This window comes from Micromonospora sp. NPDC023869, assembly GCF_055559695.1.
On sequence record NZ_JBVHKD010000007.1, the window covers coordinates 347,434 to 372,971 of the forward strand.

The window sequence follows — 25,538 nt, forward strand, 5'->3', positions numbered from 1 at the left end:
AGGACCGGAGATGACACCTCCGCACAACTACCTGGCGGTCATCAAGGTCGTCGGCATCGGGGGCGGCGGCGTCAACGCCGTCAACCGGATGATCGAGGTTGGGCTCAAGGGCGTCGAGTTCATCGCGATCAACACGGACGCGCAGGCGTTGCTGATGAGCGACGCCGACGTGAAGCTCGACGTCGGTCGCGAACTGACCCGGGGCCTCGGCGCCGGGGCCAACCCGGACGTCGGCAAGAACGCCGCCGAGGACCACCGCGACGAGATCGAGGAGGTACTCAAGGGCGCCGACATGGTCTTCGTTACCTGCGGCGAGGGCGGTGGCACCGGCACCGGTGGCGCTCCGGTGGTGGCGAACATCGCCCGCAAGCTGGGCGCGCTGACCATCGGTGTGGTGACCCGTCCGTTCTCCTTCGAGGGCAAGCGTCGTCAGGTGCAGGCCGAGGCCGGCATCGACGAGCTGCGCAACCAGTGCGACACCCTGATCGTCATTCCCAACGACCGGCTGCTGGCCCTCGGCGACCGCAACATCAGCATGATGGACGCGTTCCGCACCGCCGACCAGGTGCTGCTCTCCGGTGTCCAGGGCATCACCGACCTGATCACCACGCCGGGTCTGATCAACCTGGACTTCGCGGACGTCAAGAGCGTGATGAGCGGTGCCGGCAGCGCGCTGATGGGCATCGGCAGCGCGCGCGGCGAGAACCGCGCCGTGGAGGCCGCCGAGGCGGCCATCTCCAGCCCGCTGCTGGAGCAGAGCATGGACGGCGCGCGCGGTGTGCTGCTCTCCATCGCGGGCGGCTCCGACCTGGGGCTGTTCGAGATCAACGACGCCGCTCAGCTGGTCACCGACGCGGCGCACCCGGACGCCAACATCATCTTCGGTGCGGTGATCGACGACGCCCTCGGTGACGAGGTGCGGGTGACCGTGATCGCCGCCGGCTTCGACGGTGGCACTCCGGCGTACAAGGCGGCCGAGCCGACGCGCAAGACCAACCAGAACCAGCCGGCGCAGCCGAGCACTCCGGTCGTGTCGTCGCCCGCCGTGCCGGCGCCGACGCAGTCGCCGCGTCGGGTGCTGTTCGACGACGTCGACGTGCCCGACTTCCTCAAGAACGGGTCCTGAGCGGCGCCGATGACCGACAGCCCCGCACTGGTGCGACCCGACCGGCGTGCCGAACTGGCCGCCGGGCTGGCCCGGGTGCGCGCCCGCATCGCCGACGCCTGTGCCGCCGCGGGCCGGGACCGCGCCGACGTGACGATGATCGCGGTGACCAAGACCTACCCGGCCGCGGACGTGGTCGCGCTGGCCGGGCTCGGCGTGACCGACGTGGGGGAGAACCGCGACCAGGAGGCGGCTCCGAAAGCCGCCGAGGTCGCTGCGGCCGGGGTGGCGCCCCGCTGGCACTTCGTCGGCCGGCTGCAACGTAACAAGGTGAAGTCGGTGCTCCGGTACGCCGACATGGTCCAGTCCGTCGACAGCGTCCGGCTGGCGTCCACGGTGGCCGCCGCGGCCGGCGGACGGGACCGCCCGTTGGAAGTGTTGGTGCAGGTCAGCATCGACGGCGACCCGTCCCGGGGCGGGGCGGTGCCGTCCTGCGCCGATCCGGATGTGGGGCTCGGTCCGGTCACCGAGGCGGTGGCCGCCGCCCAGAGCCTGCGGCTGGCCGGTCTGATGGCGGTGGCGCCGCTCGGCTGGGAGCCGGAGCGGGCGTTCGCCCGACTGGCCGACCTCGCCGCGCAGGTGCGCGCCGCGCATCCGGGTGCCACGGTGCTCTCGGCGGGCATGAGCGGCGACCTGGAGGCGGCGATCGCCCACGGCGCGACACATGTCCGCGTCGGTAGCGCGTTGCTCGGAATGCGTCCCACGCTGCGGTAGCCTGGCCGCGAGAGAAGCAAATTACATCAGTGTTGTTTGCGGGAACGGTCTTCCCCGCCACGGGGGGCGTGACGTGCAACGCGAATTGCGCGTCGGAGGATTGCCGTTCCGGTCCAGTGGGCAGGAACGGCCCACTCGCGACAGGCGACACGGCGGGGGCGTGTGCCGCACGGCGGACGGGAAGGGCGCGGGGATGGGTGCACTGCGCAAGGCGGGGGTCTGGCTCGGACTGGTCGAAGAGGACGAGGAGCGGGCCTACGACGACGGTGGCTACGACAAGGGTGGCTACCGCGAGTCGCGTTACCGGCAGAGTCGGTACGCCGAGGAGTTCGCCGACGATGACGACGACGAGGTGGAGGAGGCGCCCGCGCCCCGGCCGCGGCTCGGAGACCGGGGGCGGCTGAGCGAGCGTGCCGGAAGTCGCCTCGGCGACTCCGAGCGGCTGGAGTCGGAGCGGCCGGAGCGGGCCGAGCGGTCCAGCGTGCGGTCGATCACCCGGGCGTCCGCCGAGTCGTCCGGTGCGAACAGCTACCACACCCGGGACAACCTGGCCCTGGCGCCGCAGGTGCAGCCACGCGAGCGGGTGATGCCCGAGGAGGAGCAGCGCTACCAGATCACCACGCTGCACCCGACCACCTACCGGGAGGCGCGGACCATCGGCGAGCACTTCCGGGACGGCGTACCCGTGATCATCAACCTCACCGAGATGGACGAGGCGGATGCCCGCCGTCTGGTGGACTTCGCCGCCGGGTTGGCGTTCGGACTGCGCGGTACGATCGAGCGCGTGACCAACCGGGTGTTCCTACTCTCGCCGGCCAACGTCCAGGTCACCGCGGAGGACAAGGCCAAGATCGCTGAGGGTGGGTTCTTCAGCCTGAGTTGACCCGCCCGACCCGAGGGACGCCACAAGCCGTGTTGTCGATCTTGCTACAGGTTCTCTACCTGATCACGTATGTCTTTCTGATCGTTCTTTTGGCCCGATTCGTGTTGAGCGCCGTCCTGCAGTACGGGCGGCGTTGGCAACCTGGTCGCGGAGCATCGGCCGGACTGGAATCCGTGTGGAGCGTCACTGATCCCCCGCTCTGGGCGTTGAGGCGTGTGATCCCTCCGCTGCGAATTGGTACCGTGAGCATCGACCTGGCCTCCCTTGTGCTCCTGGTTATCCTGTTCGTGCTGATGAGGTTTGTGTTAGAGCCGGCGATCATCAGGACCGCCTGATGACCGACGCGCTATCGCGGCCGCAACTGACCCGAGGAGTTTCGATGCCGCTGACCCCGGCCGACGTCCATAACGTCGCCTTCAAGAAGCCGCCGATCGGCAAGCGGGGCTACGACGAGGAGGAGGTCGACGCCTTCCTGGACGAGGTCGAGCGCGAACTCGCCCGTCTGATCGAGGAGAACAACGAGCTGCGCGCCCAGGTGGAGCGCGGCGGTCGGGGCGGCGCCCCGGCCGGTCCCGGTGGCGACGCCCGCCTCGCCGCCGAGCTCAACGACGTCAAGGCTCAGCTCGACCGCGTGCAGCGGGACAAGGCCGCCGCCGAGCAGGCCGCCCGCGCGATGCAGGCCGAGCTGGAGCAGACCCGCTCCGCCAGTGGTGCGGTGCCGGGCGGTGACGGCGAGCAGCAGGCTCTGCGGGTGCTGATGATGGCCCAGCGCACGGCGGACGACCACGTCTCCGACGCGCGCCGCGAGGCCGACCAGCTGCTCTCCGAGGCCCGTTCCAAGGCCGAGGAGGTCACCCGTGAGGCGCGGGCCAAGGCCGACGCGCTGGAGCGGGACGCCCGCCAGCGGCACCAGGAGGCCATGGGCGGCCTGGACGCCAAGCGCACCGCGCTGCAGAAGCACATCGAGGAGCTCAAGCAGTTCGAGCGCGAGTACCGCACCCGGCTCAAGGCGTACCTGGAGAGCCAGCTGCGGGACCTCGACGGTCGCGGTCAGGGCCTGGAGGCCGAGATGACCCGCGGGGACGGCACCCGGGCCGCCGGCAACGGCCTGGCCGCCGCCGGGCTCGCCGGTTCCTACGGCGGCGGTCGCTCCGGCGCTCTCGAGGCCGGTCGCTGATTCGGGCCGGTGGCCGTCGTCGACACGGCGGTCGCCCGCCCTGCCTCATCGGTACGACGCGGCGGGGGTGAGCGGTGATAGTCGTCAGTCTCGCGCTCATCCTCGTCGCCGTGGTGCTGCTGGTGCTCGGTCTGGCCGGCGGCTCCAGCCCGCTGTTGGTCGTCTCGATCGGTGCCAGCCTGCTGGCCGCCGTCGCCCTGGTCACCGGCGCCCGTCAGGCCGCCACCGGTCGCGCGGCGGCCCGTGGTGACCAGGCACCGGACGACGCCACCGGACCGGGCGTCCAGGAAAGTCCGTCGGGCATCCCGACGCAGCACGTCCCGCCGACCGTCGACACCGGCGACTCCGGGTGGCGGCAACCACCCGGTTCGCCGGTGACGGTCGAGGCGGAGGCCCCGGTCGAGGGCGCGGTGGTCGACGGGTACGACGACGAGCCGGCCGCCCAGCAGATCACGCCGGAGCAGGCCGCACGGCTGGCCCGGCTGCCGGACGAGGTCCGGGTGGTCGACGGGCGACCCCGCTATCACCTGGCCGAGTGTGTGCATCTGGTCGGGCGCGACCACGAGCCGCTGCCCGCCGCCGAGGCGGCGGAACTCGGCTTCACGCCGTGTGGGCTCTGCACCCCCGGCACCGTCCTGCTCTCCGAGTCCGGCCGCCGCTGAGCCGTGGCCGAGGTGCTCACCGTCGCCGTACGGGTGAAGCCCGGGGCGTCCCGTGCCCGGGTGGGTGGCCGGTTCGACGGTCCGCACGGTCCCGCCCTGGTGATCGCCGTCAACGCCCGGGCGGTGGACGGACGCGCCACCGAGGCGGCGCGCCGTGCGTTGGCCGAGGCGCTCGGTGTGCGGCCGGCGGCCGTGTCGCTGCGGGCGGGCGCGGCCAGCCGCGACAAACTCTTCCTGGTCGCCGACGCCGGGCCGGATCCGGTGTCGCGGTTGTCGCGGCTGCGCGACGGCGCGGACCCGCCCGGTTGACCGGCATCCGCCACCGAACCTCCCGCTGACAGCCTCCATCGTCGACGGTGGACCGGGGGACGAGGACGGCGAACCGACCGGCGATGTGGTCGCGATCTGCTAGCGTTCCCCCTGCCCCGGTAATGGCATGAATCGGGGCGGATAGGGCGTTTCGGTGCGGCAGATTGTCGGACGCCTGTACGTTCCGTATCCTTGCCAACCTCCGGAGTGCGCGGCCAGTTCGCCGCGCGCCCGTTTTGTACCTGGGGCAGCCGATGCCGGCGGCCCCTGTCCAGGCGCCGCGGATTTCCCGCGGCTCCGTGGCCGAGGGAGCGACTATGGCCAAGCCAGCCGACACCAGGACCGCAGGCCGTAAGCCGGCGCCGAAGTCCACCCGCAGTGCCGCGGAGACCGAGAAGATCCGTGCCGCGCTGGCGGCCCGCCATGACGAGTTGCGCGCCGAGTACGATCAGACGCTGAGCGAGATCACCGAGCTGCAGCGCGACCGCCTGACCGACTCGGCCGGGGACGACCAGGCCGACACCGGGACCAAGACGCTCGAGCGGGAGCAGGAGATCTCCCTCGCCAACAGCATCCTGGAACGGATCACGCAGGTCGAGCGCGCGCTGGAGCGGCTCGACGAAGGTGGTTACGGCTGGTGCGCGCGGTGCGGCAACCCCATCCCGGTGGAGCGCCTGGCCGCGTTCCCGTCGGCCACGCTCTGTGTGACCTGCAAGCAGCTGGAGGAGCGGCGCTGACGGCTGTCTCCCCGGCACTGGTGCGCGGCGGTGCGACTGCACCGCCGCGATCGTCGATGGGGAGCGAATGAGCGCAGCACCGCCCGCGGGGCCCGGCACCGCCGAGCCGGGCGCCGCCACGAAGTCGCGGCGCCGGCCGGTCACGATCCTGCTCAGCCTCGCGCTGTTCGCGGTGGCGGTCGACCTGTTCACCAAGCACCTGGCCTTGCAGGAACTGAGCGACCGGGAGCCGGTACGCCTGCTCGGCGGCGCGCTGTACTTCTCGCTGACCCGCAACAGCGGGGCCGCGTGGAGCATGGGTTCGGACTACACCTTCATCTTCCCGGTGATCGGGCTCGCCGTCCTGGGCTGGATCGCCTGGATGGCGCGGACGCTGCGCTCGGTGCCGTGGGCGATCTCGCTCGGCCTGGTGGTCGGCGGTGTGACCGGCAACCTGATCGACCGGATCTTCCGGGCACCCGGCTGGTTCGTCGGGCACGTGGTCGACATGATCAGCGTCTTCGACCCGTACGGCCGGGTCTTCCCGATCTTCAACATCGCGGACAGCGCCCTCGTCTGCGGTGTCGTGCTCGCCGTCGGCCTGGAGTTCACCGGCCGGCAGCGCGACGGCACCCGGGCCGTCGGGGAGGAGCCGCCCGCACCGGCGGCCGGGACCGACGACGCGACGCCGCCCGGCGACGACGCCGGTCCGGGGCCCCGGGCCGAGCGACCGACGACCGACGACGGACGGCGGGAGCGGGCATGACGGCCACCTTCGCCGCCGGCGGCGACCACCGCAGCCTGCCCGTCCCCGACGGTCTCGACGGGATGCGGCTGGACCAGGCCGTCGCCCGACTGTTCGGCCTCTCCCGTACCGCCGCCGCCGCGCTCGTCGACGACGGCGCGGCGCTGGTCGACGGCGCGGCACGGCCCAACTCGCACAAGGTCCGGGCGGGCTCCTGGCTGGAGGTGACGCTGCCGCCGCCGGCCACCGCGCCGGTGGTGGTGCCGCAGGCGGTGCCGGGACTGCGGGTGGTCCACGCCGACGACGACATCGTGGTGGTGGACAAGCCGGTCGGCGTGGCGGCGCACCCGAGCCCCGGGTGGAACGGCCCAACGGTGATCGGCGGCCTGGCCGCGATCGGGCACACCATCGCCACCAGCGGCGCGGCCGAGCGTCAGGGCGTGGTGCACCGGCTCGACGTCGGCACCACCGGCGTGATGGTGGTGGCCAAGAGCGAGCAGGCGTACAGCGTGCTGAAGCGGGCCTTCAAGTACCGCGAGGTGGAGAAGCGGTACCACGCGGTGGTGCAGGGCCACCTGGACCCGCTGCGCGGCACCGTGGACGCCCCGATCGACCGGCACCCGCACCACGACTACCGCTGGGCGGTGGTCTCCGGCGGCAAGCCCAGCATCACCCACTACGACACCATCGAGGCGTTCCCGTCGGCCAGTCTGGTCGACGTCCGGTTGGAGACCGGTCGCACCCACCAGATCCGGGTGCACTTCTCCACCCTGCGGCACCCCTGCGTCGGTGACCTGACGTACGGCGCGGACCCGACGCTCGCCGCCCGGCTCAAACTGGATCGGCAGTGGTTGCACGCCAGAGAGTTGAGCTTCCAGCACCCCCGTACGGGGGACGAGGTCCGCTTCGTCAGCGACTACCCTGACGACCTGGGACGTGCGCTGGAACTCCTCCGCGACTGACGCGCCCCACCCGTGGAGACCGACCCGACGAGGGGGCTGCCCGTGCGTGCCGGCGACCTGCTGCGGCAGTTGGACCAGCGGCTGCTGCCCCGTCTCGCCGCCGCGTTGACCCGGCTCGGCCACGGGCCGACCCGGGTCCCGCTGCTCGGCTGGGTGGCGGTGCTGTCCTGCGCCGCCGTGCTGACCACCGCCGTGCTCGCCACCAACGGCCCACCGGTGCCGGACCGCACCGTCGGTGAGGTGACCCGGGTGGGGGTCTCCGATGGTGACTCCATCCCCGGCTACGAGCGCACCGCCGCGGCGGACCTGGCCGCGCTGGGCGGCGCGTCCCGCACCGACGGCACGTACGCGCTGGTCTCGTTGACCGAGTACCGCACGCCGCAGTCGCTCGCGGCGGTCGTCGGCGACGTCGGCGTGGCGGTGGTCTTCGGCCGGGTGCCGCTGCCGGACCGACAGACCGAGATCGTCCGGATCCCCGCCCAGCGGCTGCCGGAGGACGTGACCGCCGGGATGACCCGGCTGGCCGAGCGCAAGGAGCAGGAGGCGACCGACTACCGGGCCCGAGCCGCCGCGCTCGGCGGCGGTGGACCGCAGCAGCGCGAACTGCGCGAGCTCTACGAGAGCGGCGCGCAGGTGGCGGCGGCGGAGGCCACCGCGTACCGGTCCGGTTGTGCCTGCCTCTATGCGCTGGTGGTCCGGGCCGCACCGGCGCAGTTGCGCGGCGTGGCCGCCCGGGCGGGGGTGCGGGTGGTCGACCCCGCCCCGGAGGTACGGCGGTTGGAGCGCACCGTCTTCACCCCGCCGCTGCCCGAGCAGCAGGACGTCGTCCGGCCGCCGATCGACCACGGTCACACCGCGTCCCCGATGCCGACCGCCGCGACGGGTTCGCCGGCGCCGACGTCGACTCCGGAGCGCGACGCGTCGGCTTCGCCGGAGGTGACGGATTCGTCACCATCACCGGCGGTTCCCTCGTCGGTACCCCCCGTCATCCCGCGCGAGACGGCCTCCACCTCGGTGGACAGCGCCGAGGAGAGCGAAGCGAGCCCGACACCGTGACGGTTGCGGACACATCGGTACGTCGCCCGGTGTGGCCTGAATAGGGTTTCGTTCGTAGCCTGTCAGACGGAAACCAAAGCGCTGGGAGGGCGAGCCGTGGACGGCAGCGAGACCGGTTGGGGACGGCCCGCCGAACCGGCACCGCGTTGGCGGGCGCTGCTGGATCGAGCCCGCCTGGGCGGTCGCGGCGGCGACCAGCCCGCCGAGCGGCAGGCCGACGAGGATCAGCCGCCACCGTTGCCCGATCCGCTGCCGCGCCGAGGGCCGGGTCCCGGCTACTCCGGGCGGGTGGCGCCGGTCGGACCGCCTCCGGTCGGGCAGTCACCGATGGGACCTCCGCCGATGGGACCCCCGCCGGTCGGACCTCCGCCGATGGGACCTCCGCCGCCCAACCGACAGCCGTACGGTGTGGAGCCCGGTTACCGGGCCGAGGCGAGCTACCGGGTCGAGCCGCCGCGTCCCGCCCCGACGTACCCCGGGCCGCCCGGGAGCCACCCGCCGGAGCCCGGCTATCCGGGCGATCCGGGATATCCGCCGGTGCCCGAGCAACGTCGTCCCGAGCGCCGCCCTGAGCCGCGCCGCCCCGACCAGCGGGGTGCCGACCCGAGCGAGTCGCGGTACACGTTGCTGGACAACGGCTACCGGCACGCCGCCCCGCCGGTGGAGTCGCGGTACGCGTTACTGGACAACGGCGGTTACCAGCCGCCCGCCCCGCCGGCACCCGCGCCGCCGACGGCACCGCCCGGGCCGCCGGCCCAGGCGTCCCCGGCGGCGCCACCGGGCGCGGTCGGCGGTCGCCCGGGACGCTTCGAGTGGCGGGCGCAGAACTCCGGTGGCGACCTGGAACGGGCCGCCGCCGTGCTGCGGCGGGACCTGGGCACCCCTCGGGTGGTCGCCTTCGCCAACCCCAAGGGCGGCGTGCACAAGACCACCGCGACCGTGCTGGCCGCGGCGACCGTCGGCAGCGTACGCGGGCGGGGCGTGCTGGCCTGGGACGACAACGAGTTGCGGGGCACCCTCGGGCTGCGCGCCGGCAGCGCCCGGCACGCCCGGACGATCCGGCACCTCGTCTCCGACCTGGTGCAGATCGAGATCCGCGAGGGGCCGGAGCTGCTGGAGATCCTCGACGACTACCTGCGGCACGCCTCCGACGGCTCGTACGACGTGCTGGCCGGTGAGGAGAGCCCCCGGTTCGCCCAACGGCTGGACCAGTTCACCGTCAAGCGGGTGCTCGAACTGCTGCGCCGCACCCATGACGTGATCTGCGTGGACACCGGCAACAACGTGGAGAGCCCGAACTGGCGTACCGTCATGCAGGCCGCCGACCAGCTCGTGGTCACCACCGTGCCGCGCGAGGACGCCGCGTTCAGCGCCGACTGGATGCTCGACCTGCTGCACGAGGAGGGGATGGGGGAGCTGGCCGACAACGCGGTCACGCTGATCTCCTGCCCGACGCCGGGCCGGCTGCCGTTGCAGGGTGACCTGGAGCGGCACTTCGCGACCCGGACCCGGGCGGTGACCGTGGTGCCGTACGACCCGGCGCTGGAGACCGGTTCCTCGATCGAGTACCACCAACTCCAGGGCGAGACCCGGCAGGCGTGGCTGCGGGCGGCGGCGGCGATGCTGGAGCCCTTCGGCCGGTGACGCGTCCGGGCAGCTCACCACCGACCGTGGTGACGGAGTGGCGACACCGTGCACGGTGTCCGACGGCAACTGCGAGGATCAACGGGTGAGCCCGGAGACCCCCGCCGCCGAACCGCCCGCACCGGTACCGCCGGCCGTCCCGCAGCCGCCGACCGGACCGCCGCGCCGTCCCGCCCGTACGCTGCGGGTCGGTGCTCTGACCGCGCTCGTGATGGGTCTGCTGGGTGTCCCGCTGGGGCTGCTCTGGGCGGTGCTCGCCCCGGCCACCCCGGTGGTCAAGAGTGCTCCCGGTCGGGCCGTCTACGGTCAGGCGCAGCCGGAGCAGCCGATCGCCGCCGACGGTTGGTTCAGCCTGCTCGGTCTCGGTTTCGGGGTGCTCGCCGCGCTCGTCGTCTGGCTGGTGCTGCGGCGCTACCGGGGGCCGGTCGGCCTGGTCGTCGTGGCGACCGGTGGCCTTGCCGCCGCCCTGGTCGCCTGGCAGGTGGGGCGGCGCATCGGGTTGGGCGGCTACGAGCGGTTGCTGGAGAGCGCGCCGGACGGCGCCCGGCTGGCCAAACCCGCCGACCTGCGGGCCGGCGGCATCGAGATGGTGCTCGGCGTGCTGCCGGTGCCGCACGGCAACCTGCTGCTGCCGGCGTTCGGGGCCGCGGTGGCGTACACCCTGCTGGCCGGCTGGTCCCGGTGGCCGTCGCTGCGTCCCGAGCCGGAGCCCGACCCGGCCTGGTTCGTCCCGCCGGCCGGTCACCCGGACGGGACCGAGCCACCGCCGCTCGGCTACCCGGGCGGGACCGTGCCACCGCCGGTCGGCTACCCGGGCGGGCCGGTGCCGCCGCCGGTCAGTTCGGAGCCGGCGGCGTCGTGGCCAGCTCCGCCAGCGGCACCGGCACCGCGCGCACCTGGCGCAGCAGAGCCGCCTCGCGGTTGAGCAGCGTCAGCTCGGCGCGCAGCCGGGCGGCGGTGTCGTCGATCGCCAGCAGCCGCTGCCGGTCGGCCAGGGTCAACGCGGCGGTCGCGGCCACCAGGTGGGAGAGCACCGTCGGGTCCTCGGGCAGCTGCTCGCTGAGCTGCTCGGGCTCGGCCCGCATCAGCCCGAGGTACTGCCGGAACACGGCGGTGACCCGGGCCGCGAGCAACGAGGCGGCCTCGTCCGGGCCACTCGGCTCGGGCAGCCACTGCACCTCGGCCGTCAGGTACGGCGCGGAGGCGGGGTCGATCTCGGTGACCCGGAACCGTCGCTTGCCCACCGTGACGATGTCGAACCCGCCGTCGGGCAACTCGGCGACCTCTCGCAGCTCGGCGGTACAGCCCACCTCGTGCAGCGTCACCTCGCCGGTGCCCGGGGTGACCCGGCCGGGGCCGGGGGCCACCTCCCAGCCGCTGCGGATGGCCACCACACCGAACTCGCGGGGCGTCCCCGGTGGCAGGTCGACCAGGTGGCGGACCAGCGCGCGGTAACGCTCCTCGAAGATGTGCAGCGGCAGCACCAAACCGGGGAAGAGCACCGTGGTGAGCGGGAACACCGGCAGCCGTGCGGTCACGTGATCGAGCGTAGCCCCACTCGGCGCCACCGGAGTGTCCCGGCTCACCGTCCCGGACAGCGGGCGGCGTCGGTCGGCCCGTCGGCGGGCCGCCTAGACTCGCAGGGGTGTTGAACCGGATCGACCTGCGCGGTGGCGAGCCCGACCCACGCCACCTGCTGCCCCGTGCCCAACTCGACGTGTCGGTGGCCGTCGAGCGCATCCGCCCGATCGTGGAGGCGGTCCGTGAGCATGGTTACCCGGCGGTCCGCGAGGCCAGTGAGCGGTTCGACGGAATCTCCCCGGACGTGCTGCGGGTGCCGGTCGAGGCGATCGCCGCGGCGGAGGACACCCTCGATCCACAGGTCCGCGCCGCGCTGCTGGAGTCGATCAGCCGGACCCGCAAGGTGCACGACGACCAGCGGCGCACCGACCACACCACCCAGGTCGTGCCGGGCGGCACGGTCACCGAGCGCTGGGTGCCGGTCGACCGGGTCGGTCTCTACGTTCCCGGCGGCCTGGCGATGTACCCGTCGACCGTGGTGATGAACGTGGTGCCCGCCCAGGCGGCCGGAGTCCGGTCGCTGGTGGTGGCCTCGCCGCCGCAGAAGGAGAACGGCGGGCTGCCGGACGCCCGGGTGCTGGCGGCCTGCGCGTTGCTCGGCGTCGACGAGGTCTACGCCGTCGGCGGGGCGCAGGCGGTGGCCATGTTGGCGTACGGCTGCGCGGTGGACGCCGCCGGCAGCGCGCACTGCGCTCCGGTCGACATGATCACCGGGCCGGGCAACATCTGGGTCACCGCCGCCAAGCGGCTGCTGCGGGGCGTGGTGGGCATCGACGCCGAGGCCGGTCCGACCGAGATCGCCATCCTCGCCGACGACACCGCCGACCCGGCGCACGTCGCCGCCGACCTGATCAGCCAGGCCGAGCACGACCCGCTGGCGGCGAGTGTGCTGGTCACCCCCTCGGTGGCGCTGGCCGACGCGGTGGACCGCGAACTGGCCCGGCAGGTGCCGGCCACCAAGCACGCCGACCGGGTCGCCACCGCGCTGGGCGGGGAGCAGAGCGGCGTCGTGCTCGTCGACGACCTGGCCGCCGGGCTGCGGGTGGTCGACGCGTACGCGGCGGAGCACCTGGAGATCCAGACCGTCGACGCCCGGGAGTGGGCGATGCGGGTACGCAACGCCGGGGCGATTTTCGTGGGCGCGTACTCGCCGGTGTCGCTCGGCGACTACTGCGCCGGTTCCAACCACGTGCTGCCCACCGGCGGCTGTGCCCGGCACTCCTCCGGGCTCTCGGTGCAGTCCTTCCTGCGCGGCGTCCACCTGGTGGAGTACACCGAGGAGGCGCTGCGGGAGGTGGCCCCGCACGTGGTGGCGCTGGCCACCGCGGAGGACCTGCCCGCGCACGGCCAGGCGGTGTCGGCCCGATTCCCTCAGGACCCCTCATGACCGAGCTGTCCGACCTGCCGATCCGGGACGATCTGCGCGGGCTGTCGCCGTACGGCGCGCCGCAGCTCGACGTGCCGGTGCGGCTGAACACCAACGAGAACTCCTACCCGGTGCCGGAGTCGGTGGTGGAGGCGATTGGCAAGGCCGTCGCCGCCGAGCTGCGGGACCTCAACCGGTACCCGGACCGCGACGCGGTGGCGCTCCGCGCCGACCTGGCCGAGTACGTCGGCCACGGGCTCACCGCCGACGGGGTGTGGGCGGCCAACGGCTCCAACGAGATCCAGCAGCAGCTCCTCCAGGCGTTCGGGGGGCCGGGGCGGTCCGCGCTCGGCTTCACCCCGGCGTACTCGATGCATCCGCTGCTGGCGTTGGGGACCGGCACTCGGTGGGTGCCGGCCCGGCGCGGCGTCGACTTCGGGTTGACCGCCGACGAGGCGGTGGCCCAGATCCGCGAGCACCGGCCCGACGTGGTCTTCCTCTGCTCGCCGAACAATCCCACCGGCACCGCGCTCGACCCGGCGGTGGTCACCGCCGTGCTGGACGAGACGCCGGGCATGGTGGTGGTCGACGAGGCGTACGCGGAGTTCGCCCGGCCGGGGACGGTCAGCGCCCTGGCGGTGCTGCCCGGGCACCCACGGCTGGTGGTGACCCGCACGATGAGCAAGGCGTTCGGGTTCGCCGGCGGGCGGCTGGGCTACCTGGCGGCCGACCCGGCCGTGGTGGCGGCGGTGCAGCTCGTACGCCTGCCGTATCACCTCTCGGCGCTCACCCAGGCCGCCGCGCGGGCGGCGCTGGCGCACCGCGAGACCCTGCTCGGCACCGTGGCGGAGATCATGCGGCAGCGCGACCGGATCGTCACCGCGCTGCGGGAGCGTGGCCTGCGGGTGGCCGACAGCGACGCCAACTTCGTGCTCTACGAGGTGGGCGGCGACCAGGGCGTGGCCTGGCGCGCGATGCTGGCGCAGGGGGTGCTGGTCCGCGACGTCGGCCTGCCGGGCTGGCTGCGGGTCACCGCCGGCACCCCGGCCGAGACCGACGCCTTCCTTGCCGCCGTGGACGAGACCCAGCGCGAGGGCCAGGCCGCCCCGCCGCGACCGAAAGGCACCACATCATGAGCCGGACCGCCCGGGTGGAGCGGATCACCAAGGAGACCAAGGTCCTGGTGGAGATCGACCTCGACGGCACCGGAGCGGTCGAGATCAGCACCGGGGTCGGCTTCTACGACCACATGCTGCACCAGATCGCCCGGCACGGCGGTTTCGACCTGACCGTGCAGACCGTGGGTGACCTGGAGATCGACGCCCACCACACGATGGAGGACACCGCGTTGGCGCTGGGCGCCGCGTTCGACCAGGCGCTGGGCGACAAGGCCGGCATCCGGCGGTACGGCTCGGCCGTCGTCCCGATGGACGAGGTACTGGTCCGGGCCGCCGTCGACCTGTCCGGTCGGCCGTACGTGGTGCACGACGAGCCGGCGCTGGCGCCGTACATCGGGCCGGTCTACCCGACCAGCATGACCCGGCACATCTGGGAGTCGTTCGGTCAGGCGGCCCGGATCACGCTGCACGTGGACGTGCTGCGGGCGGCTCGCCCCGGCGGGCACCCGGACGCCCACCACGTGGTGGAGGCGCAGTTCAAGGCGGTCTCCCGGGCGCTGCGCGAGGCGACCGCGCTGGACCCGCGCTCCGCCGGCGCGATCCCGAGCACCAAGGGCGCGCTGTGACCGGCCGGGGCGTGACCGGGCGGGGGTGCCGCTGATGGGCGGAGTGCTGCCGACGCTGTTGCTGATCTTCGCCGGGGTGCTGGTGGGCGGGACACTCTCGCTGCACCGGCAGGGCGCGCCCCGGGGTGCGGTGGTGGTCTGCGGTCTGCTGGCGCTGCTGGCCAGCGTCGCCGGTGTGCTGTGGCTGCTGCCGGGGGAGGGATAGTGGCCGACGTGACCAGTCGCCCGGCCGGTGCCGAGGACGCGCGTCGCCGGGTCGTGGTGCTCGACTACGGGTCGGGCAATCTGCGCTCGGCGGAACGGGCGCTGGCCGCCGCCGGTGCCGACGTGGTGGTCACCGGAGACCTGGCCGCCGCCGCGCAGTCCGACGGTCTGGTGGTGCCCGGGGTGGGTGCCTTCGCCGCGTGCATGGCCGGCATCGAGGAGATCGGCGCGGGTCCGGTGATCGCCGAGCGGGTCGCCGCCGGTCGGCCGGTGCTGGGCATCTGCGTGGGCATGCAGATCCTCTTCGAGTCCGGTGACGAGCACGGGGTGGTCACCAAGGGGCTGGGTCTGCTGCCGGGTGGCGTCAGCCGGCTCCCCGCCGCCCGGTTGCCGCACATGGGCTGGAACACCGTGCAGGCGCCGGTGGGCTCGGTGCTCTTCGCCGGCCTGCCCGCCGACAGCCGCTTCTACTTCGTGCACTCGTATGCGGCCGGTGACGTGGCGGCGCTGACCGAGGCCGGGGCCAAGGTGACCACCGCCCACCACGACCGTGACTTCGTCGCGGCGGTGGAACGGGGTGCGCTGTCGGCCGCCCAGTTCCACCCGGAGAAGTCCGCCGACACCGGTGCCGCCCTGCTGCGCAACTGGCTGGCCACGGTGCCCGTCGGTGGCTGACCGGGGCAGGGCCCGGCGGCCGGGGACGACCGGGCGTACGCGGAGGCGCCGGTGAGCAAGGAACGGGCCCGCCGTCGCGCGGTCCGCGAGGCGGAGGCCGCCCGACGTCAGGTGGTCCGGGAACGGGCGATGGCCCGCCGGGCCCGGCGTCGTGCGCTGGTCCGCCGGCTCGTGCCCACCGTCCGCCGGGGCCGGACCGGTCGGTTGCTCCGGTACTCCCGGGGTGAACGTGCCGCGATCGTGGCGCTGACCCTGGCGGCGGTGGTCCTGATCTGGCTGCTCGTGCCCGACCTGGGGCTGCGGCTGTTGTTGATCGTGTTGTTGTTGCTCGTTCTGCCGGTGATCGTGGTGATCGCCCTGAACCGCCGTTCCTGATCTGAGAGGACCAAGATTCGTGAGCCTCACCCTGTTGCCCGCCGTGGACGTCGCCGACGGCGAGGCCGTCCGACTCGTGCAGGGCGCCGCGGGTAGCGAGACCACCTACGGCGATCCGCTGGAGGCCGCGTTGGCCTGGCAGCAGGACGGCGCCGAGTGGATCCACCTGGTCGACCTCGACGCGGCGTTCGGCCGGGGCTCCAACGCGGCGCTGCTCGCCGAGGTGGTGCGTCGGCTCGACGTACGGGTCGAACTGTCCGGCGGCATCCGGGACGACGCGTCCCTGCGGGCCGCCCTGGCCACCGGCGCCGAGCGGGTGAACATCGGCACCGCGGCGCTGGAGGACCCGGAGTGGTGCGACCGGATCTGCGGCGAGTACGGCGACCGCGTCGCGATCGGGCTGGACGTGCGGGGTCGGACCCTGGCGGCGCGCGGGTGGACCCGCGACGGCGGTGACCTGTACGAGGTGCTGGAGCGGCTGGACAAGGCCGGCGCCTCCCGGTACGTGGTCACCGACATCACCAAGGACGGCACCATGCGCGGGCCGAACCTGGACCTGCTGCGGGCGGTGTGTGGCCGCACCGACGCCCCGGTGATCGCCTCCGGGGGCGTCTCGACCCTGGACGACCTGCGGGCGCTGGCGACGCTGGAGCCGATCGGGGTGGAGGGCGTGATCGCCGGCAAGGCGCTCTACGCGGGCGCGTTCACCGTCGCCCAGGCCCTGGAAACCCTCGCCGAGCGGTAAGGAAGGGCACCTTGTTGCCGCCTGAGGTAGAGGAAGGGTCCCCTGCTAACACATGAGCCGGCCGGGGGCCCGGGTACGGCCGGTCAGCGCACCGGCACCGAGCGATAGGCTTCCGGCATGACGGTGGCGGTGCGCGTGATCCCCTGTCTCGACGTGGACGCCGGTCGGGTGGTCAAGGGGGTCAACTTCCTCGACCTGCGGGACGCCGGTGACCCGGTCGAGCTGGCGGCGGCGTACGACCGGGCGGGCGCGGACGAGCTGACCTTCCTGGACGTGACCGCCTCCTCCAGTGACCGGGGCACCATGCTCGACGTGGTGCGGCGTACCGCCGAGTCGGTCTTCATCCCGCTGACCGTGGGCGGTGGCGTGCGTGCGGTGGGGGACGTGGACACGCTGCTGCGCGCCGGTGCCGACAAGGTCGGGGTGAACACCGCGGCCATCGCCCGGCCAGAGCTGATCGCCGAGATCGCGGACCGGTTCGGCCGTCAGGTGCTGGTGCTCTCGCTGGACGTGCGGCGGGCACCGGCCGGCACCACCGACAGCGGTTTCGAGGTCACCACGCACGGCGGCCGGCGGGGGACCGGGCTGGACGCGGTGTGGTGGGCCGCACGCGGCGCGGAGCTGGGTGCCGGGGAGATCCTGCTGAACTCGATGGACGCCGACGGCACGAAGGCCGGGTTCGACCTCGAACTCATCGCCGCGGTACGCCGGGTGGTCGACGTGCCGGTGGTGGCCAGTGGCGGCGCGGGCGAGGTGGCGCACTTCCCTCCGGCGATCGGCGCGGGTGCCGACGCGGTCCTCGCGGCGAGCGTCTTCCACTTCGGGGAGCTGACCGTCACCGAGGTCAAGGACGCGTTGCGCGGCGCGGGTCACCCCGTCCGCTGACCCGGTCGGCCGGCCTCGGACGCTGCGCGGACGCTTAGCCCCGGTCGCTGTCCGGGCGCTCAGCCCCGGCCGGAATGGCCCTCGGGCGAGCGGCGGGGCATCGGCACGGAACGGACCAGGTATTCCTGGACGGCGGCGGTGTGCTCGGCCTCGTCGAGGTGCCAGTCCGCGTTGCCGGGCGGGTGCCGTCGGCTGAGCACGCCCTGCACGGTGTCGACGGTGGTGGCCAGCCCGGCGCTGGGTCGGGTACGCCAGAGCCGCTCCCCGTCGGCGGTGATCCGGAACCAGCCGTCGGCGACGTCCACCAGGCCGGCGCCGAGCAGCCGGCGGATCGCGCCCTCGATGTCGTGTCGTTCGGGGAGTGTCCGGTCGAGGTGGTCGGCCGTGGAGATCACGTCGGCCAGGCGTACGCCCTCGGGCCTGCGGGTTGTCGGGGAACGCCGATGCCTCCCCGCGCCGCTGGCGATCACCAACGAGACGAAGATCCACGCGTCGGTCCGTCGCCAGGCGTTCTCCCCCATGTGGAGATTCTGCCGTCAGTGCGGCGGGAAGGAAACACCGCCCGACCCACTGCGACTCTGCGTCACGAAACCATCGCCGAGGGTCAATGTCGTGTGTCGGTCGGCGGTGCCGCCGGTACGCGGGGTGGCACGGTGACGCCGTCAGGTGGCGGGCGCGGTCTCGACCGGTGTGGGTCCCGGCTCGGGGGTGTCGAAGACCGGTAGGAAGAACTGGGCGAGCGGGCCGATGGTCAGTGCGTACGCGACGGTGCCGAGGCCGACCGTCCCACCGAGCAGCCAGCCGACGGCCAGCACGCCGATCTCGATGGCGGTGCGGACCAGGCGTAGCGACCAGCCGGGCCGGCGGGCGACGAGGCCGGTCATCAGCCCGTCGCGGGGCCCCGGCCCGAGCCGGGCGCCGAGGTAGAGGGCGGTGGCGACGCCGTTGCCGACGATGCCGGCCACCAGCAGCGCGATCCGCACCGGCAGCGGCCCGCCGGTGGGCAGCAGGGCCAGCGTCGCGTCGACGGCCAGGCCGATCACCACCACGTTGGCCACGGTGCCGATGCCGGGACGTTGCCGCAGCGGGATCCAGGCCAACAGCACCAGGGCGCCCACCAGGATGACCGTGGTGCCCATGGTCAGCCCGGTCAGCCGGGAGAGCCCCTGGTGGAACACGTCCCAGGGGTTCAGGCCCAGCTCGGAACGGATCATCAGCGCCATGCTGAAGCCGTAGAGGACGAGGCCGACGTGGAGTTGGGTCAGTCGCCGGACCGGCCGGTGGCGGAGGTTGCCAATCAGGGTCACGCATGCCACTCTAGGGGCCAATCTGGGCACGCATAGAGCCAATTTTCAGGGAGTGGCCATGGCGAGTCAGGTGCGTGGGGCGCAATTGGCCCGACTACTCGGTCAGTGGCATGCCCTGCCCGGGCGACGGCGCAGTCCCGACTACGCCGCGCTGGCCGGCGCGGTACGCGGCCTGCTCGCCGACGGACGACTGCCGCTGGGCGTACGCCTGCCGGCGGAACGGGACCTGGCCGAGGCGCTGCGGATCAGCCGGACCACCGTCACCGCCGCCTACCGAGAACTGCGCGACAGCGGGCACCTGTCCAGCCGCCGGGGTGCGGGGAGCTGGACCCGGCTGCCCGGCACGCACCGGGTGGCACCCAACGGGCTCTGGATCCCGCTCGACGACCGGGACATGATCGACCTGGGGGTGGCGGCGCTGGCCGCTCCACCGGAGCTGCTGCCGGCGGCCCAGGCCGCGACCGAGGACCTGCCCCGCTACCTCGGCGGGGCCGGCTACCACCCGACCGGCATCATCGAGCTGCGGGAGGCGGTGGCCCAGGGCTACACCGACCGGGGACTGCCCACCTCACCCGACCAGATCATGGTCACCAACGGCACCCAGCACGCCCTTGACCTTGTGCTCCGGCTGGCCCTGGCACCGGGCGGCGGGGTACTGGTCGAGTCACCGAGCTACCCCAACGCGCTGGCCGCGCTGGCCGCCCGGCGGGCCCGGATCACCACTCACGGCCTGGCCGCCGACGCCACCGGCTGGGACGCCGACCTGATGCTCGGCTCGCTCCGACAGGTACGCCCCCGGGTGGCCTACCTGATCCCGGACTTCCAGAACCCGACCGGGCACCTGATGGCGGCGGAGCTGCGCGAGCGGCTGGTGACCACCGCGCACGCCGTCGGCACCGACCTGGTGATCGACGAGTCCTTCGTGGACCTGCCGCTGGACGGCACCACACTGCCGCCGCCGACCGCGAGTTTCGACCGGCACTCCCGCGTGGTCAGCATCGGCGGCATGAGCAAGCCCTTCTGGGGCGGCCTGCGGATCGGTTGGATCAGGGCCTCCGCGCCGCAGGTGCAGCGGCTGGCCGCGGCCCGGGTCGGCGTCGACATGTCCAGTCCGGTGCTGGACCAGCTCGTCGCCGTGCACCTGCTGGCCGCCGCGCCCGGCATCGTCGCCGCCCGGCGTACGCAACTGGCAGTACAACGGGACGCGTTGCTCGGCGCGCTGGCCGACCGGCTGCCGGAGTGGCGGGTCACCGTGCCGCGCGGCGGCGTCACGCTCTGGGCCGAACTGGACGGCCCGATCTCCAGCGCGCTGGCCCGGGCGACCGAGGAGGTCGGCGTACGCCTGGCGCCGGGACCCCGGTTCGGCCTGGACGGCACGCTGGAACGCTTCCTGCGGCTGCCCTTCACCCTGCCCGCCGCGGACCTGGTCGAGGCGGTGGGCCGGATCGCCGCGGTCCGGTACGACCTGGACCGCGCCGGCCTGCCCCGGTGGCGGGAGCCGAGCGTCATCGCCTGAGCGTGGCCCGCCGGTGTCGATCCGGCTGATCGACCCCGCCTGCCGGTCGGCGCCGGGCAGACTGCCGGGGTGGACGGACTCAGGGGTGTGCGCTGGTCGCGCGGGGTGCGACCGGGTGCACCCGGGTCCCGCGCCACCCGCCTGGAACTCTTCTACGACCTGGTCTTCGTCTTCGCCTTCATCCAGGTCACCACGCTCACCGCCGACAACTTCACGCCGCGCGGCCTGCTCCAGTGCGTGGTCGTGCTGGTGCTGCTCTGGTGGGCCTGGACCGGCTTCGCGGTGATCGGCAACCTGGTCCGTACCGACCAGGGGGTGCTGCCCTTCCTCGCGTTCGCCACCATGGGCGGGGCCCTGGTCTTCGCGCTCGCCATGCCGCAGGCCTTCCGCAGCGAGGCCGGCGGGCTGTCCGGGCCGCTGGTCTTCGCGATCTGCTACTTCCTCGTCCGGGCCGTCCAGGTAGGCATCCTGGGCTGGCTGGCCCGGGGCGACCCCGAGCTGCGTCGCCGTTTCCTGGCCGCGACGGGACGGGCGGCGGTGGTCGGCACGCTGGTGCTGGCCGCCGCGCTGTTGCCGCAGCGGCTCGCCGACGAGTCGGGCGAGGTCGGGCTGCGGCTGCTGTTCTGGATCGCGGCGATCGTCGTCGAGTACGGCACGGCGGTGGCCCTGGGCAGCAGCAACTGGACCCTGCTCTCGGCCGGGCACTGGGCCGAGCGGCACGCCCTGATCGTGCTGGTGGCGCTCGGCGAGACGATCATCGCGTTGGGGCTCGGCGCGGGCTTCGTCGTCGAACTGCCGCTGACCTGGCTGGTGATCATCTCGGCGATGCTCGCGGTGGCGGTGGTCGCCGCGCTCTGGTGGGCGTACTTCGACACGCTGGCGCTGGCGCTGGAACAGGTGCTGCACCGCACCCGGGACCCGCGAGCGCGGTCGGCGCTGGCCCGCGACGCCTACACCTACCTGCACCTGCCACTGGTCGCCGGCCCGATCCTGTTCGCGCTCGGGCTCAAACGGGTGCTGAGCGGTGCCGCCGAGCCGGCCACCCCGGCCGGGAGCCTGTTGCCCGGCGGGGACCTGCTGGTGTTGCACGGCGGGGTGGCGCTCTATCTGGTGACGCTGGTGGTGCTGGGCTGGCGGGTCCTGCACACGATGCGGTGGCCGACCCTCGGCGGCGTGTGCCTGCTGGTGCTGCTGGTCCCGGTCGCCGCCCAGGTGCCGGAACTGGTCGCCCTGGCGCTGCTCACCGTGGTCGTGCTGGCGGTGGCGGTGGTGCAGACGCTGACCGACGCGCCGCTGCGCCGCCAGGTCCGGGAGGTGGCGATGGCCGAGCAACTCGCCGCCGAGGCCGAGCAGACCACCTGGCGGGGACGCCACCTGTGAGCGGGTACGCCTCGGCCCCGCGCCCACCGGTGGGCGCGGGGCCGACGACGTGCGTTCCGCTGTCGACGAGGGTCAGATCTCGGCGACCGTGCCCGCGTACATCTTGTCGATCTCAGCGGAGAAGTTGCTCTCCACCCCACGCCGCTTGATCTTGAGCGACGGGGTGATCTCGCCGTCCTCGATGGTCAGGTCGCGCGGCAGGATGGTGACCTTCTTGATGGTCTCCCAGCGGTTCAGCTTGGTGTTGAGCTCGGCCACGTACCCGTCGACCATGGCCTGCGCCTCCGACGAGGAGACGATCTCGGCGTACGGGCGACCCTCCAGCGGGGTGCCCACGGCCCAGCCGGCGATGGCGTCCGGGTCCAGCGTGACCAGCAGGGTGCAGAAGTTGCGGGCCTGGGCGATCACCACCGCCTGGGAGGTGTAGGGGCAGGTGGCCTTGAACATGCCCTCGATGTGCGACGGCGCGATGTACTTGCCGCCGGACGTCTTGACCAGGTCCTTCTTCCGGTCGGTGATGCGCAGGTAGCCGTCGGCGTCGAGGCTGCCGATGTCGCCGGTCCGGAAGAAACCGTCCTCGGTGAAGACGGCAGCCGTCTCCTCCGGCAGGTTGTGGTAGCCGCGCATGACCGGCCGACCCTTGATCAGGATCTCGCCGTCGCTGTCGATGCGGCACTCCAGGTCGCCCATGGCCTTGCCGACGGTGCCGATCCGCAGTTCGCCGGGCGGATTGACGAAGTTGCCGGCGCTGCTCTCGGTCAGTCCGTAGCCCTCGGAGATCGGCAGGTTCGCTGCGGCGAAGAAGGTCGCGATCTCCGGGCTGAGCGGGGCGGCACCGGACACCAGCACCCGGATCCGCCCGCCGAGGCGGGCCTGGAGCTTGCTGAAGACCAGCTTCTCGGCCACCGCGTACTTGAGCTTCAGGCCGCCCGGCACCGGCTTGCCGGCCTGGTCGAGGGCGACCTTCTCCTTGCCGACGCCGACCGCCCAGGCGAAGATCTTCGCCTTCGCGCCGCCGGCGCCCTGCGCGGTCGTCACCGACTTGTTGTAGACCTTCTCGAAGACCCGGGGCGCGCCGCACATCAGCGTCGGACGGACCACCGAGAGCAGCTCGACGAGCTTGTCGACCCGCCCGTCCACGTACGTCGGCATGCCCACGTGGGTGGTGCCGCAGAGCAGCGTCTTGCCGAACGAGTGCGACAGCGGCAACCAGAGGTACTGGAGGTCGTCCTCGCGCAGCAGGCCCACCGCCTCCTGCGCCACACCCTCCCAGCACCAGCCGCCGTGCAGCAGCTCGACGCCCTTGGGTCGTCCGGTGGTGCCGGAGGTGTAGATCAGGGTGGCCAGGTGCTCGGGGCCGATGCCGGCCACGATGCGGTCGACCAGCTCCGGGTCCTCGGCGAGTCGCTGGGCGCCCTGCTCCTCCAGTTGGGCGAGGGTCAGTTGGGGCACCGCCGCCGTCGGGTCGGGCTCGCCGTCGAAGAGGACCACGTGGGTCAGCGCGGGCAGGTCCGCGCCGGCGATCTTGGCCGCCTGGGTCGGGTCCTCGGCGAACAGCACCTTGGAGGCGGAGTCGGCGAGGATGTAGGTGGCGTCCTGCGGTTCGGTCGTCGGGTAGACCGTGGTCGTCGCGCCGCTGGCGCACATGACGCCGAAGTCGGCGATCACCCAGTCGAGCCGGGTGTTCGCCAGGATCGCCACCGGGTCCTCCTGGCCGACGCCCAGGCCGTGCAGGCCGGCGGCGACCGCCTTCGCCCGGGTGGCGACCTGCGTCCAGGTCAGCCAGACCGGCGTATTGTCCGGACCGGGGTGGGCGAAAGCGTGGCGGTCGGGGGTGGCCGCCACACGCTTGAGGAACATGTCAGGAATGGAACGGTACGGTACATCGAGAGCCATCGCTGTAGCCGCCTTCGGGGGTGGAGGCGTGACGGTCGTCACGTCGGTGTTCGTTACCGAAGGGTATTGCCTGCGCCGGGGCATCGGCTAGCCCTGACGATCATCGCCGCCCCCGTGCCGGCCGATGACGCCGTCGTGTCACGCGTACCGCTCGGCGGCCCGGGACCAGTCGTAGGTGGCCCGGATCCAGTTGCGGCGGGCCGCCAGCGCCGGCCGGACCGCGTCGCCGTGACTGGCCAGCAACTCGTGCTCGGCGGTCAGATATGCGCTCAGCCCGTCGTTGAACCGCTCCGCGGCGGCCCGCAGCGCCGTCGACTCGTCGCCGGTCTCCCCGGCCAGCACGGTGACCAGGTTGTGCGCGTCCGGGCCGTCCCGGTGCTCCTTGCCGTAGGAGAAGACGTCGTTGCACCAGCAGACCAGGTCGGCGGCGAGCAGGTCCAACTCGGCCCAGCCGGGGTCGGCCCGCTGGTCGGCCGGTGGGAAACCGTCCAGCGCCAGATCGGTGAGCGTGATGCTGGGATAGACGCCGCCGGTGTGCCGGCGCATCTGGACGTACTCGTCGACCGGCGGCACCCGGCCGTGTTCGCGGTTGGCCGCCTCCCACAGCAGCGCGAGCAGGTAGCCCCGCATGGCCGAGGTGAAGTGCAGCAGCACCGCCGGGCGTTGACGGGCCCGGACGCGCCCGCACAGGTCGGCCAGCGCGAGCCCCAGGGGCCCGGCCGTGCCGACCGCCGACTCCGTCGGCGTGCCCTGGCGGTCCAGTACGTCGAGCAGTGCGGCCACAGTCGGCGCGAGACGGGTCGGGTCGCTGCCCAGACCGTCCTCGTCGCAGGCGTCGTCCATCACGAACAGCCAGGAGATCAGGTCGGCCAGCAGGCGCAGGCCGTCCAGCGACGCTTCCGGGCAGGCCCGTCCGGCCAGCCCGGCCGCATCGGCCCGGCGTAGTCGTTGCCCGTTACTGATCAGACCCAGGTGCTGCGCCCAGTCCGTGCTCTCCCGGGCAACCTGCTCGGTGTCGTGATGCCGGGCGCCGGAGAACGGGGGCTCCCGCAGGGCCGAGACCGCAAAGCTTCGCATCGGGCTCCCTGTCGCGCCGCTTCCCCACGAGGCGGCGCGGCCAGCGTACGGGAGCGGCGCGGAGGGCCGGGAGATCGGACAAATAACGTTTCGGATATCGCTGTGACCGGTTCCGCACAGACGGTTAGAAGCCCAGGTTGGCGCTGCGGAGCCGATCCGCCGACTCGGTACCGCCCTCGACCTGCACCCGCGACGCGCGCTGCCGGCCGCTCAGGAACAGCACCAGCTCGCCCGGGGCCCCGATCAGCCCCAGCGCCTCGCCGCCCCGACCGGCGGTCACCTCGCCGAGCCCCGGTGCCCGGACGGACACCTCGGCCGGGAACCGCCGCAGGGCCATCCGGGCCAGGGTGGCGGCCCGTCGCCACAACACCTCCTCCAGTCCGGTGGGCAGCGCGCGGGGCTGCCACTCGGGCTGGGCCCGCCGGACATCCTCGTGGTGGATGAAGAACTCCATCGTGTTGGCCAGCTCGTCGGTGAGCGGGTTGCTCACCGGGCTCCACACCGGTGGCCGGCGTACCTCGGCGAGCAGGTCGGCCCAGTCCTGCGCGGCGATCTCGCGCCGGACCCGCTCGGCGTGGTCGCGCAGCGGCCCGATCAGGATGCCGGCGGCGGCGTCCGGCCGCCGCTCCCGCACCACCAGGTGCGCGGCCAGATCACGGGTGGTCCAGCCCTCGTTGAGCGTCGGGGCGTCCGGACCCAGGGTCGACATCAGGTCGGTGAGCGCCTCGCGCTCTGACCGGGCGTAGCGCGGCAT

Annotated in this window: 29 protein-coding genes; 23 read left to right on the plus strand and 6 right to left on the minus strand. The window is 73.2% G+C overall.

The genetic code is table 11. The features are described 5' to 3' along the window. The first annotated feature begins 10 nt into the window (after window positions 1-10). From ftsZ to ACZ31C_RS21325, 13 genes are all read left to right on the plus strand, one after another. The gene (gene ftsZ / locus ACZ31C_RS21265; RefSeq protein WP_396742629.1) at window positions 11-1,126 is read left to right on the plus strand and encodes a cell division protein FtsZ; all 1,116 of its coding nucleotides are present in this window, start codon (window positions 11-13) and stop codon (window positions 1,124-1,126) included. Window positions 1,127-1,135: 9 nt separating this feature from the next. Further along, window positions 1,136-1,879, plus strand: coding sequence for a YggS family pyridoxal phosphate-dependent enzyme (locus tag ACZ31C_RS21270; RefSeq protein ID WP_465796740.1), 744 nt, complete (start codon window positions 1,136-1,138; stop codon window positions 1,877-1,879). Window positions 1,880-2,072: 193 nt separating this feature from the next. Next, the gene (locus tag ACZ31C_RS21275) at window positions 2,073-2,762 is read left to right on the plus strand and encodes a cell division protein SepF (protein ID WP_396742633.1); all 690 of its coding nucleotides are present in this window, start codon (window positions 2,073-2,075) and stop codon (window positions 2,760-2,762) included. Window positions 2,763-2,791: 29 nt separating this feature from the next. Next, complete coding sequence (locus ACZ31C_RS21280; RefSeq protein WP_111212523.1) at window positions 2,792-3,097, plus strand: YggT family protein; 306 nt, start codon at window positions 2,792-2,794, stop codon at window positions 3,095-3,097. Between the two features lie 44 nt (window positions 3,098-3,141). Further along, window positions 3,142-3,939 (plus strand): DivIVA domain-containing protein, encoded by a 798-nt coding sequence (locus ACZ31C_RS21285; RefSeq protein WP_465796741.1) that lies wholly within the window; start codon window positions 3,142-3,144, stop codon window positions 3,937-3,939. Between the two features lie 74 nt (window positions 3,940-4,013). Further along, the gene (locus ACZ31C_RS21290; RefSeq protein WP_396742635.1) at window positions 4,014-4,601 is read left to right on the plus strand and encodes a hypothetical protein; all 588 of its coding nucleotides are present in this window, start codon (window positions 4,014-4,016) and stop codon (window positions 4,599-4,601) included. A 3-nt stretch (window positions 4,602-4,604) separates the two neighbouring features. After that, on the plus strand, window positions 4,605-4,910 hold the full coding sequence (locus tag ACZ31C_RS21295; RefSeq protein WP_396742637.1) for a DUF167 domain-containing protein: 306 nt from the start codon (window positions 4,605-4,607) through the stop codon (window positions 4,908-4,910). Between the two features lie 317 nt (window positions 4,911-5,227). After that, a complete protein-coding gene (locus tag ACZ31C_RS21300) occupies window positions 5,228-5,647 on the plus strand; it encodes a TraR/DksA family transcriptional regulator (protein ID WP_117227075.1) in 420 nt (139 codons plus the stop codon). 67 nt (window positions 5,648-5,714) lie between these two features. After that, the gene (gene lspA / locus ACZ31C_RS21305) at window positions 5,715-6,392 is read left to right on the plus strand and encodes a signal peptidase II (protein ID WP_465796742.1); all 678 of its coding nucleotides are present in this window, start codon (window positions 5,715-5,717) and stop codon (window positions 6,390-6,392) included. Continuing rightward, window positions 6,389-7,333, plus strand: coding sequence for an RluA family pseudouridine synthase (locus ACZ31C_RS21310; protein ID WP_465796743.1), 945 nt, complete (start codon window positions 6,389-6,391; stop codon window positions 7,331-7,333). Before lspA ends, ACZ31C_RS21310 begins: the two co-directional genes overlap by 4 nt. A gap of 42 nt (window positions 7,334-7,375) precedes the next feature. Beyond that, window positions 7,376-8,389, plus strand: a complete 1,014-nt coding sequence (locus ACZ31C_RS21315; protein ID WP_465796744.1) for a hypothetical protein — start codon at window positions 7,376-7,378, stop codon at window positions 8,387-8,389. A gap of 96 nt (window positions 8,390-8,485) precedes the next feature. Further along, a complete protein-coding gene (locus ACZ31C_RS21320; protein ID WP_465796745.1) occupies window positions 8,486-10,033 on the plus strand; it encodes a MinD/ParA family ATP-binding protein in 1,548 nt (515 codons plus the stop codon). An 85-nt stretch (window positions 10,034-10,118) separates the two neighbouring features. Then, window positions 10,119-10,958, plus strand: coding sequence for a DUF2567 domain-containing protein (locus tag ACZ31C_RS21325; protein WP_465796746.1), 840 nt, complete (start codon window positions 10,119-10,121; stop codon window positions 10,956-10,958). Here ACZ31C_RS21325 and ACZ31C_RS21330 read toward each other — a convergent pair. After that, window positions 10,870-11,571 carry an LON peptidase substrate-binding domain-containing protein gene (locus ACZ31C_RS21330; RefSeq protein ID WP_396742646.1) on the minus strand — a complete coding sequence of 234 codons (702 nt, stop codon included), beginning with the start codon at window positions 11,569-11,571 and terminating at the stop codon, window positions 10,870-10,872. The genes ACZ31C_RS21325 and ACZ31C_RS21330 overlap by 89 nt on opposite strands. A gap of 107 nt (window positions 11,572-11,678) precedes the next feature. Here ACZ31C_RS21330 and hisD point away from each other — a divergent pair, with 107 nt between their 5' ends. The 8 genes from hisD (at window position 11,679) to hisF (ending at window position 17,608) form a co-directional block, all read left to right on the plus strand. After that, complete coding sequence (gene hisD, locus ACZ31C_RS21335) at window positions 11,679-13,001, plus strand: histidinol dehydrogenase (RefSeq protein WP_465796747.1); 1,323 nt, start codon at window positions 11,679-11,681, stop codon at window positions 12,999-13,001. Continuing rightward, window positions 12,998-14,116 (plus strand): histidinol-phosphate transaminase, encoded by a 1,119-nt coding sequence (locus ACZ31C_RS21340; protein WP_465796748.1) that lies wholly within the window; start codon window positions 12,998-13,000, stop codon window positions 14,114-14,116. Before hisD ends, ACZ31C_RS21340 begins: the two co-directional genes overlap by 4 nt. After that, on the plus strand, window positions 14,113-14,724 hold the full coding sequence (gene hisB / locus ACZ31C_RS21345; protein WP_396693010.1) for an imidazoleglycerol-phosphate dehydratase HisB: 612 nt from the start codon (window positions 14,113-14,115) through the stop codon (window positions 14,722-14,724). The genes ACZ31C_RS21340 and hisB overlap by 4 nt, the downstream gene beginning before the upstream one ends. Window positions 14,725-14,758: 34 nt before the next feature. After that, window positions 14,759-14,929, plus strand: coding sequence for a hypothetical protein (locus ACZ31C_RS21350; protein WP_396742652.1), 171 nt, complete (start codon window positions 14,759-14,761; stop codon window positions 14,927-14,929). An 8-nt stretch (window positions 14,930-14,937) separates the two neighbouring features. Next, window positions 14,938-15,603 carry an imidazole glycerol phosphate synthase subunit HisH gene (gene hisH, locus ACZ31C_RS21355; protein WP_465796749.1) on the plus strand — a complete coding sequence of 222 codons (666 nt, stop codon included), beginning with the start codon at window positions 14,938-14,940 and terminating at the stop codon, window positions 15,601-15,603. A gap of 51 nt (window positions 15,604-15,654) precedes the next feature. Beyond that, window positions 15,655-15,978, plus strand: coding sequence for a hypothetical protein (locus ACZ31C_RS21360; RefSeq protein WP_465796750.1), 324 nt, complete (start codon window positions 15,655-15,657; stop codon window positions 15,976-15,978). 19 nt (window positions 15,979-15,997) lie between these two features. Beyond that, window positions 15,998-16,723 carry a bifunctional 1-(5-phosphoribosyl)-5-((5-phosphoribosylamino)methylideneamino)imidazole-4-carboxamide isomerase/phosphoribosylanthranilate isomerase PriA gene (gene priA / locus ACZ31C_RS21365; protein WP_350696399.1) on the plus strand — a complete coding sequence of 242 codons (726 nt, stop codon included), beginning with the start codon at window positions 15,998-16,000 and terminating at the stop codon, window positions 16,721-16,723. Between the two features lie 117 nt (window positions 16,724-16,840). Further along, on the plus strand, window positions 16,841-17,608 hold the full coding sequence (gene hisF, locus ACZ31C_RS21370) for an imidazole glycerol phosphate synthase subunit HisF (protein WP_396742658.1): 768 nt from the start codon (window positions 16,841-16,843) through the stop codon (window positions 17,606-17,608). Window positions 17,609-17,667: 59 nt separating this feature from the next. Here hisF and ACZ31C_RS21375 read toward each other — a convergent pair whose 3' ends face one another. Both ACZ31C_RS21375 and yczE read right to left on the minus strand, forming a co-directional pair. Then, window positions 17,668-18,129, minus strand: coding sequence for a hypothetical protein (locus ACZ31C_RS21375; RefSeq protein WP_350696402.1), 462 nt, complete (start codon window positions 18,127-18,129; stop codon window positions 17,668-17,670). A 141-nt stretch (window positions 18,130-18,270) separates the two neighbouring features. Beyond that, complete coding sequence (gene yczE / locus ACZ31C_RS21380; protein WP_465796751.1) at window positions 18,271-18,915, minus strand: membrane protein YczE; 645 nt, start codon at window positions 18,913-18,915, stop codon at window positions 18,271-18,273. A gap of 58 nt (window positions 18,916-18,973) precedes the next feature. Between yczE and yczR the strand changes: the two genes are divergently transcribed. Next, window positions 18,974-20,431: a MocR-like transcription factor YczR gene (gene yczR, locus ACZ31C_RS21385; protein ID WP_396742664.1), complete on the plus strand. Its 1,458-nt coding sequence runs from the start codon at window positions 18,974-18,976 to the stop codon at window positions 20,429-20,431. Between the two features lie 69 nt (window positions 20,432-20,500). Then, a complete protein-coding gene (locus ACZ31C_RS21390) occupies window positions 20,501-21,811 on the plus strand; it encodes a low temperature requirement protein A (protein ID WP_465796752.1) in 1,311 nt (436 codons plus the stop codon). 72 nt (window positions 21,812-21,883) lie between these two features. On the opposite strand, the gene ACZ31C_RS21395 is transcribed toward ACZ31C_RS21390, so the two are convergent. From ACZ31C_RS21395 to ACZ31C_RS21405, 3 genes are all read right to left on the minus strand, one after another. Then, window positions 21,884-23,707 carry an AMP-dependent synthetase/ligase gene (locus ACZ31C_RS21395; protein WP_465796753.1) on the minus strand — a complete coding sequence of 608 codons (1,824 nt, stop codon included), beginning with the start codon at window positions 23,705-23,707 and terminating at the stop codon, window positions 21,884-21,886. A 138-nt stretch (window positions 23,708-23,845) separates the two neighbouring features. Next, window positions 23,846-24,784: a terpene synthase family protein gene (locus ACZ31C_RS21400; RefSeq protein WP_465796754.1), complete on the minus strand. Its 939-nt coding sequence runs from the start codon at window positions 24,782-24,784 to the stop codon at window positions 23,846-23,848. Between the two features lie 124 nt (window positions 24,785-24,908). Then, window positions 24,909-25,538: a TIGR03085 family metal-binding protein gene (locus ACZ31C_RS21405; protein ID WP_465796755.1), complete on the minus strand. Its 630-nt coding sequence runs from the start codon at window positions 25,536-25,538 to the stop codon at window positions 24,909-24,911.

What these genes read in the sequence shown, in the direction of transcription:
- ACZ31C_RS21395 (WP_465796753.1), bottom strand. Translation starts at nt 23,707, where the DNA reads ATGGCTCTCGATGTACCGTACCGTTCCATTCCTGACATGTTCCTCAAG.
- hisB (WP_396693010.1), top strand. Translation starts at nt 14,113, where the DNA reads ATGAGCCGGACCGCCCGGGTGGAGCGGATCACCAAGGAGACCAAGGTC.
- ACZ31C_RS21275 (WP_396742633.1), top strand. Translation starts at nt 2,073, where the DNA reads ATGGGTGCACTGCGCAAGGCGGGGGTCTGGCTCGGACTGGTCGAAGAG.
- ftsZ (WP_396742629.1), top strand. Translation starts at nt 11, where the DNA reads ATGACACCTCCGCACAACTACCTGGCGGTCATCAAGGTCGTCGGCATC.
- lspA (WP_465796742.1), top strand. Translation starts at nt 5,715, where the DNA reads ATGAGCGCAGCACCGCCCGCGGGGCCCGGCACCGCCGAGCCGGGCGCC.
- ACZ31C_RS21270 (WP_465796740.1), top strand. Translation starts at nt 1,136, where the DNA reads ATGACCGACAGCCCCGCACTGGTGCGACCCGACCGGCGTGCCGAACTG.
- ACZ31C_RS21350 (WP_396742652.1), top strand. Translation starts at nt 14,759, where the DNA reads ATGGGCGGAGTGCTGCCGACGCTGTTGCTGATCTTCGCCGGGGTGCTG.
- ACZ31C_RS21285 (WP_465796741.1), top strand. Translation starts at nt 3,142, where the DNA reads ATGCCGCTGACCCCGGCCGACGTCCATAACGTCGCCTTCAAGAAGCCG.
- ACZ31C_RS21340 (WP_465796748.1), top strand. Translation starts at nt 12,998, where the DNA reads ATGACCGAGCTGTCCGACCTGCCGATCCGGGACGATCTGCGCGGGCTG.
- ACZ31C_RS21375 (WP_350696402.1), bottom strand. Translation starts at nt 18,129, where the DNA reads ATGGGGGAGAACGCCTGGCGACGGACCGACGCGTGGATCTTCGTCTCG.
- ACZ31C_RS21405 (WP_465796755.1), bottom strand. Translation starts at nt 25,538, where the DNA reads ATGCCGCGCTACGCCCGGTCAGAGCGCGAGGCGCTCACCGACCTGATG.
- ACZ31C_RS21310 (WP_465796743.1), top strand. Translation starts at nt 6,389, where the DNA reads ATGACGGCCACCTTCGCCGCCGGCGGCGACCACCGCAGCCTGCCCGTC.
- ACZ31C_RS21400 (WP_465796754.1), bottom strand. Translation starts at nt 24,784, where the DNA reads ATGCGAAGCTTTGCGGTCTCGGCCCTGCGGGAGCCCCCGTTCTCCGGC.
- yczR (WP_396742664.1), top strand. Translation starts at nt 18,974, where the DNA reads ATGGCGAGTCAGGTGCGTGGGGCGCAATTGGCCCGACTACTCGGTCAG.
- hisF (WP_396742658.1), top strand. Translation starts at nt 16,841, where the DNA reads ATGACGGTGGCGGTGCGCGTGATCCCCTGTCTCGACGTGGACGCCGGT.
- ACZ31C_RS21300 (WP_117227075.1), top strand. Translation starts at nt 5,228, where the DNA reads ATGGCCAAGCCAGCCGACACCAGGACCGCAGGCCGTAAGCCGGCGCCG.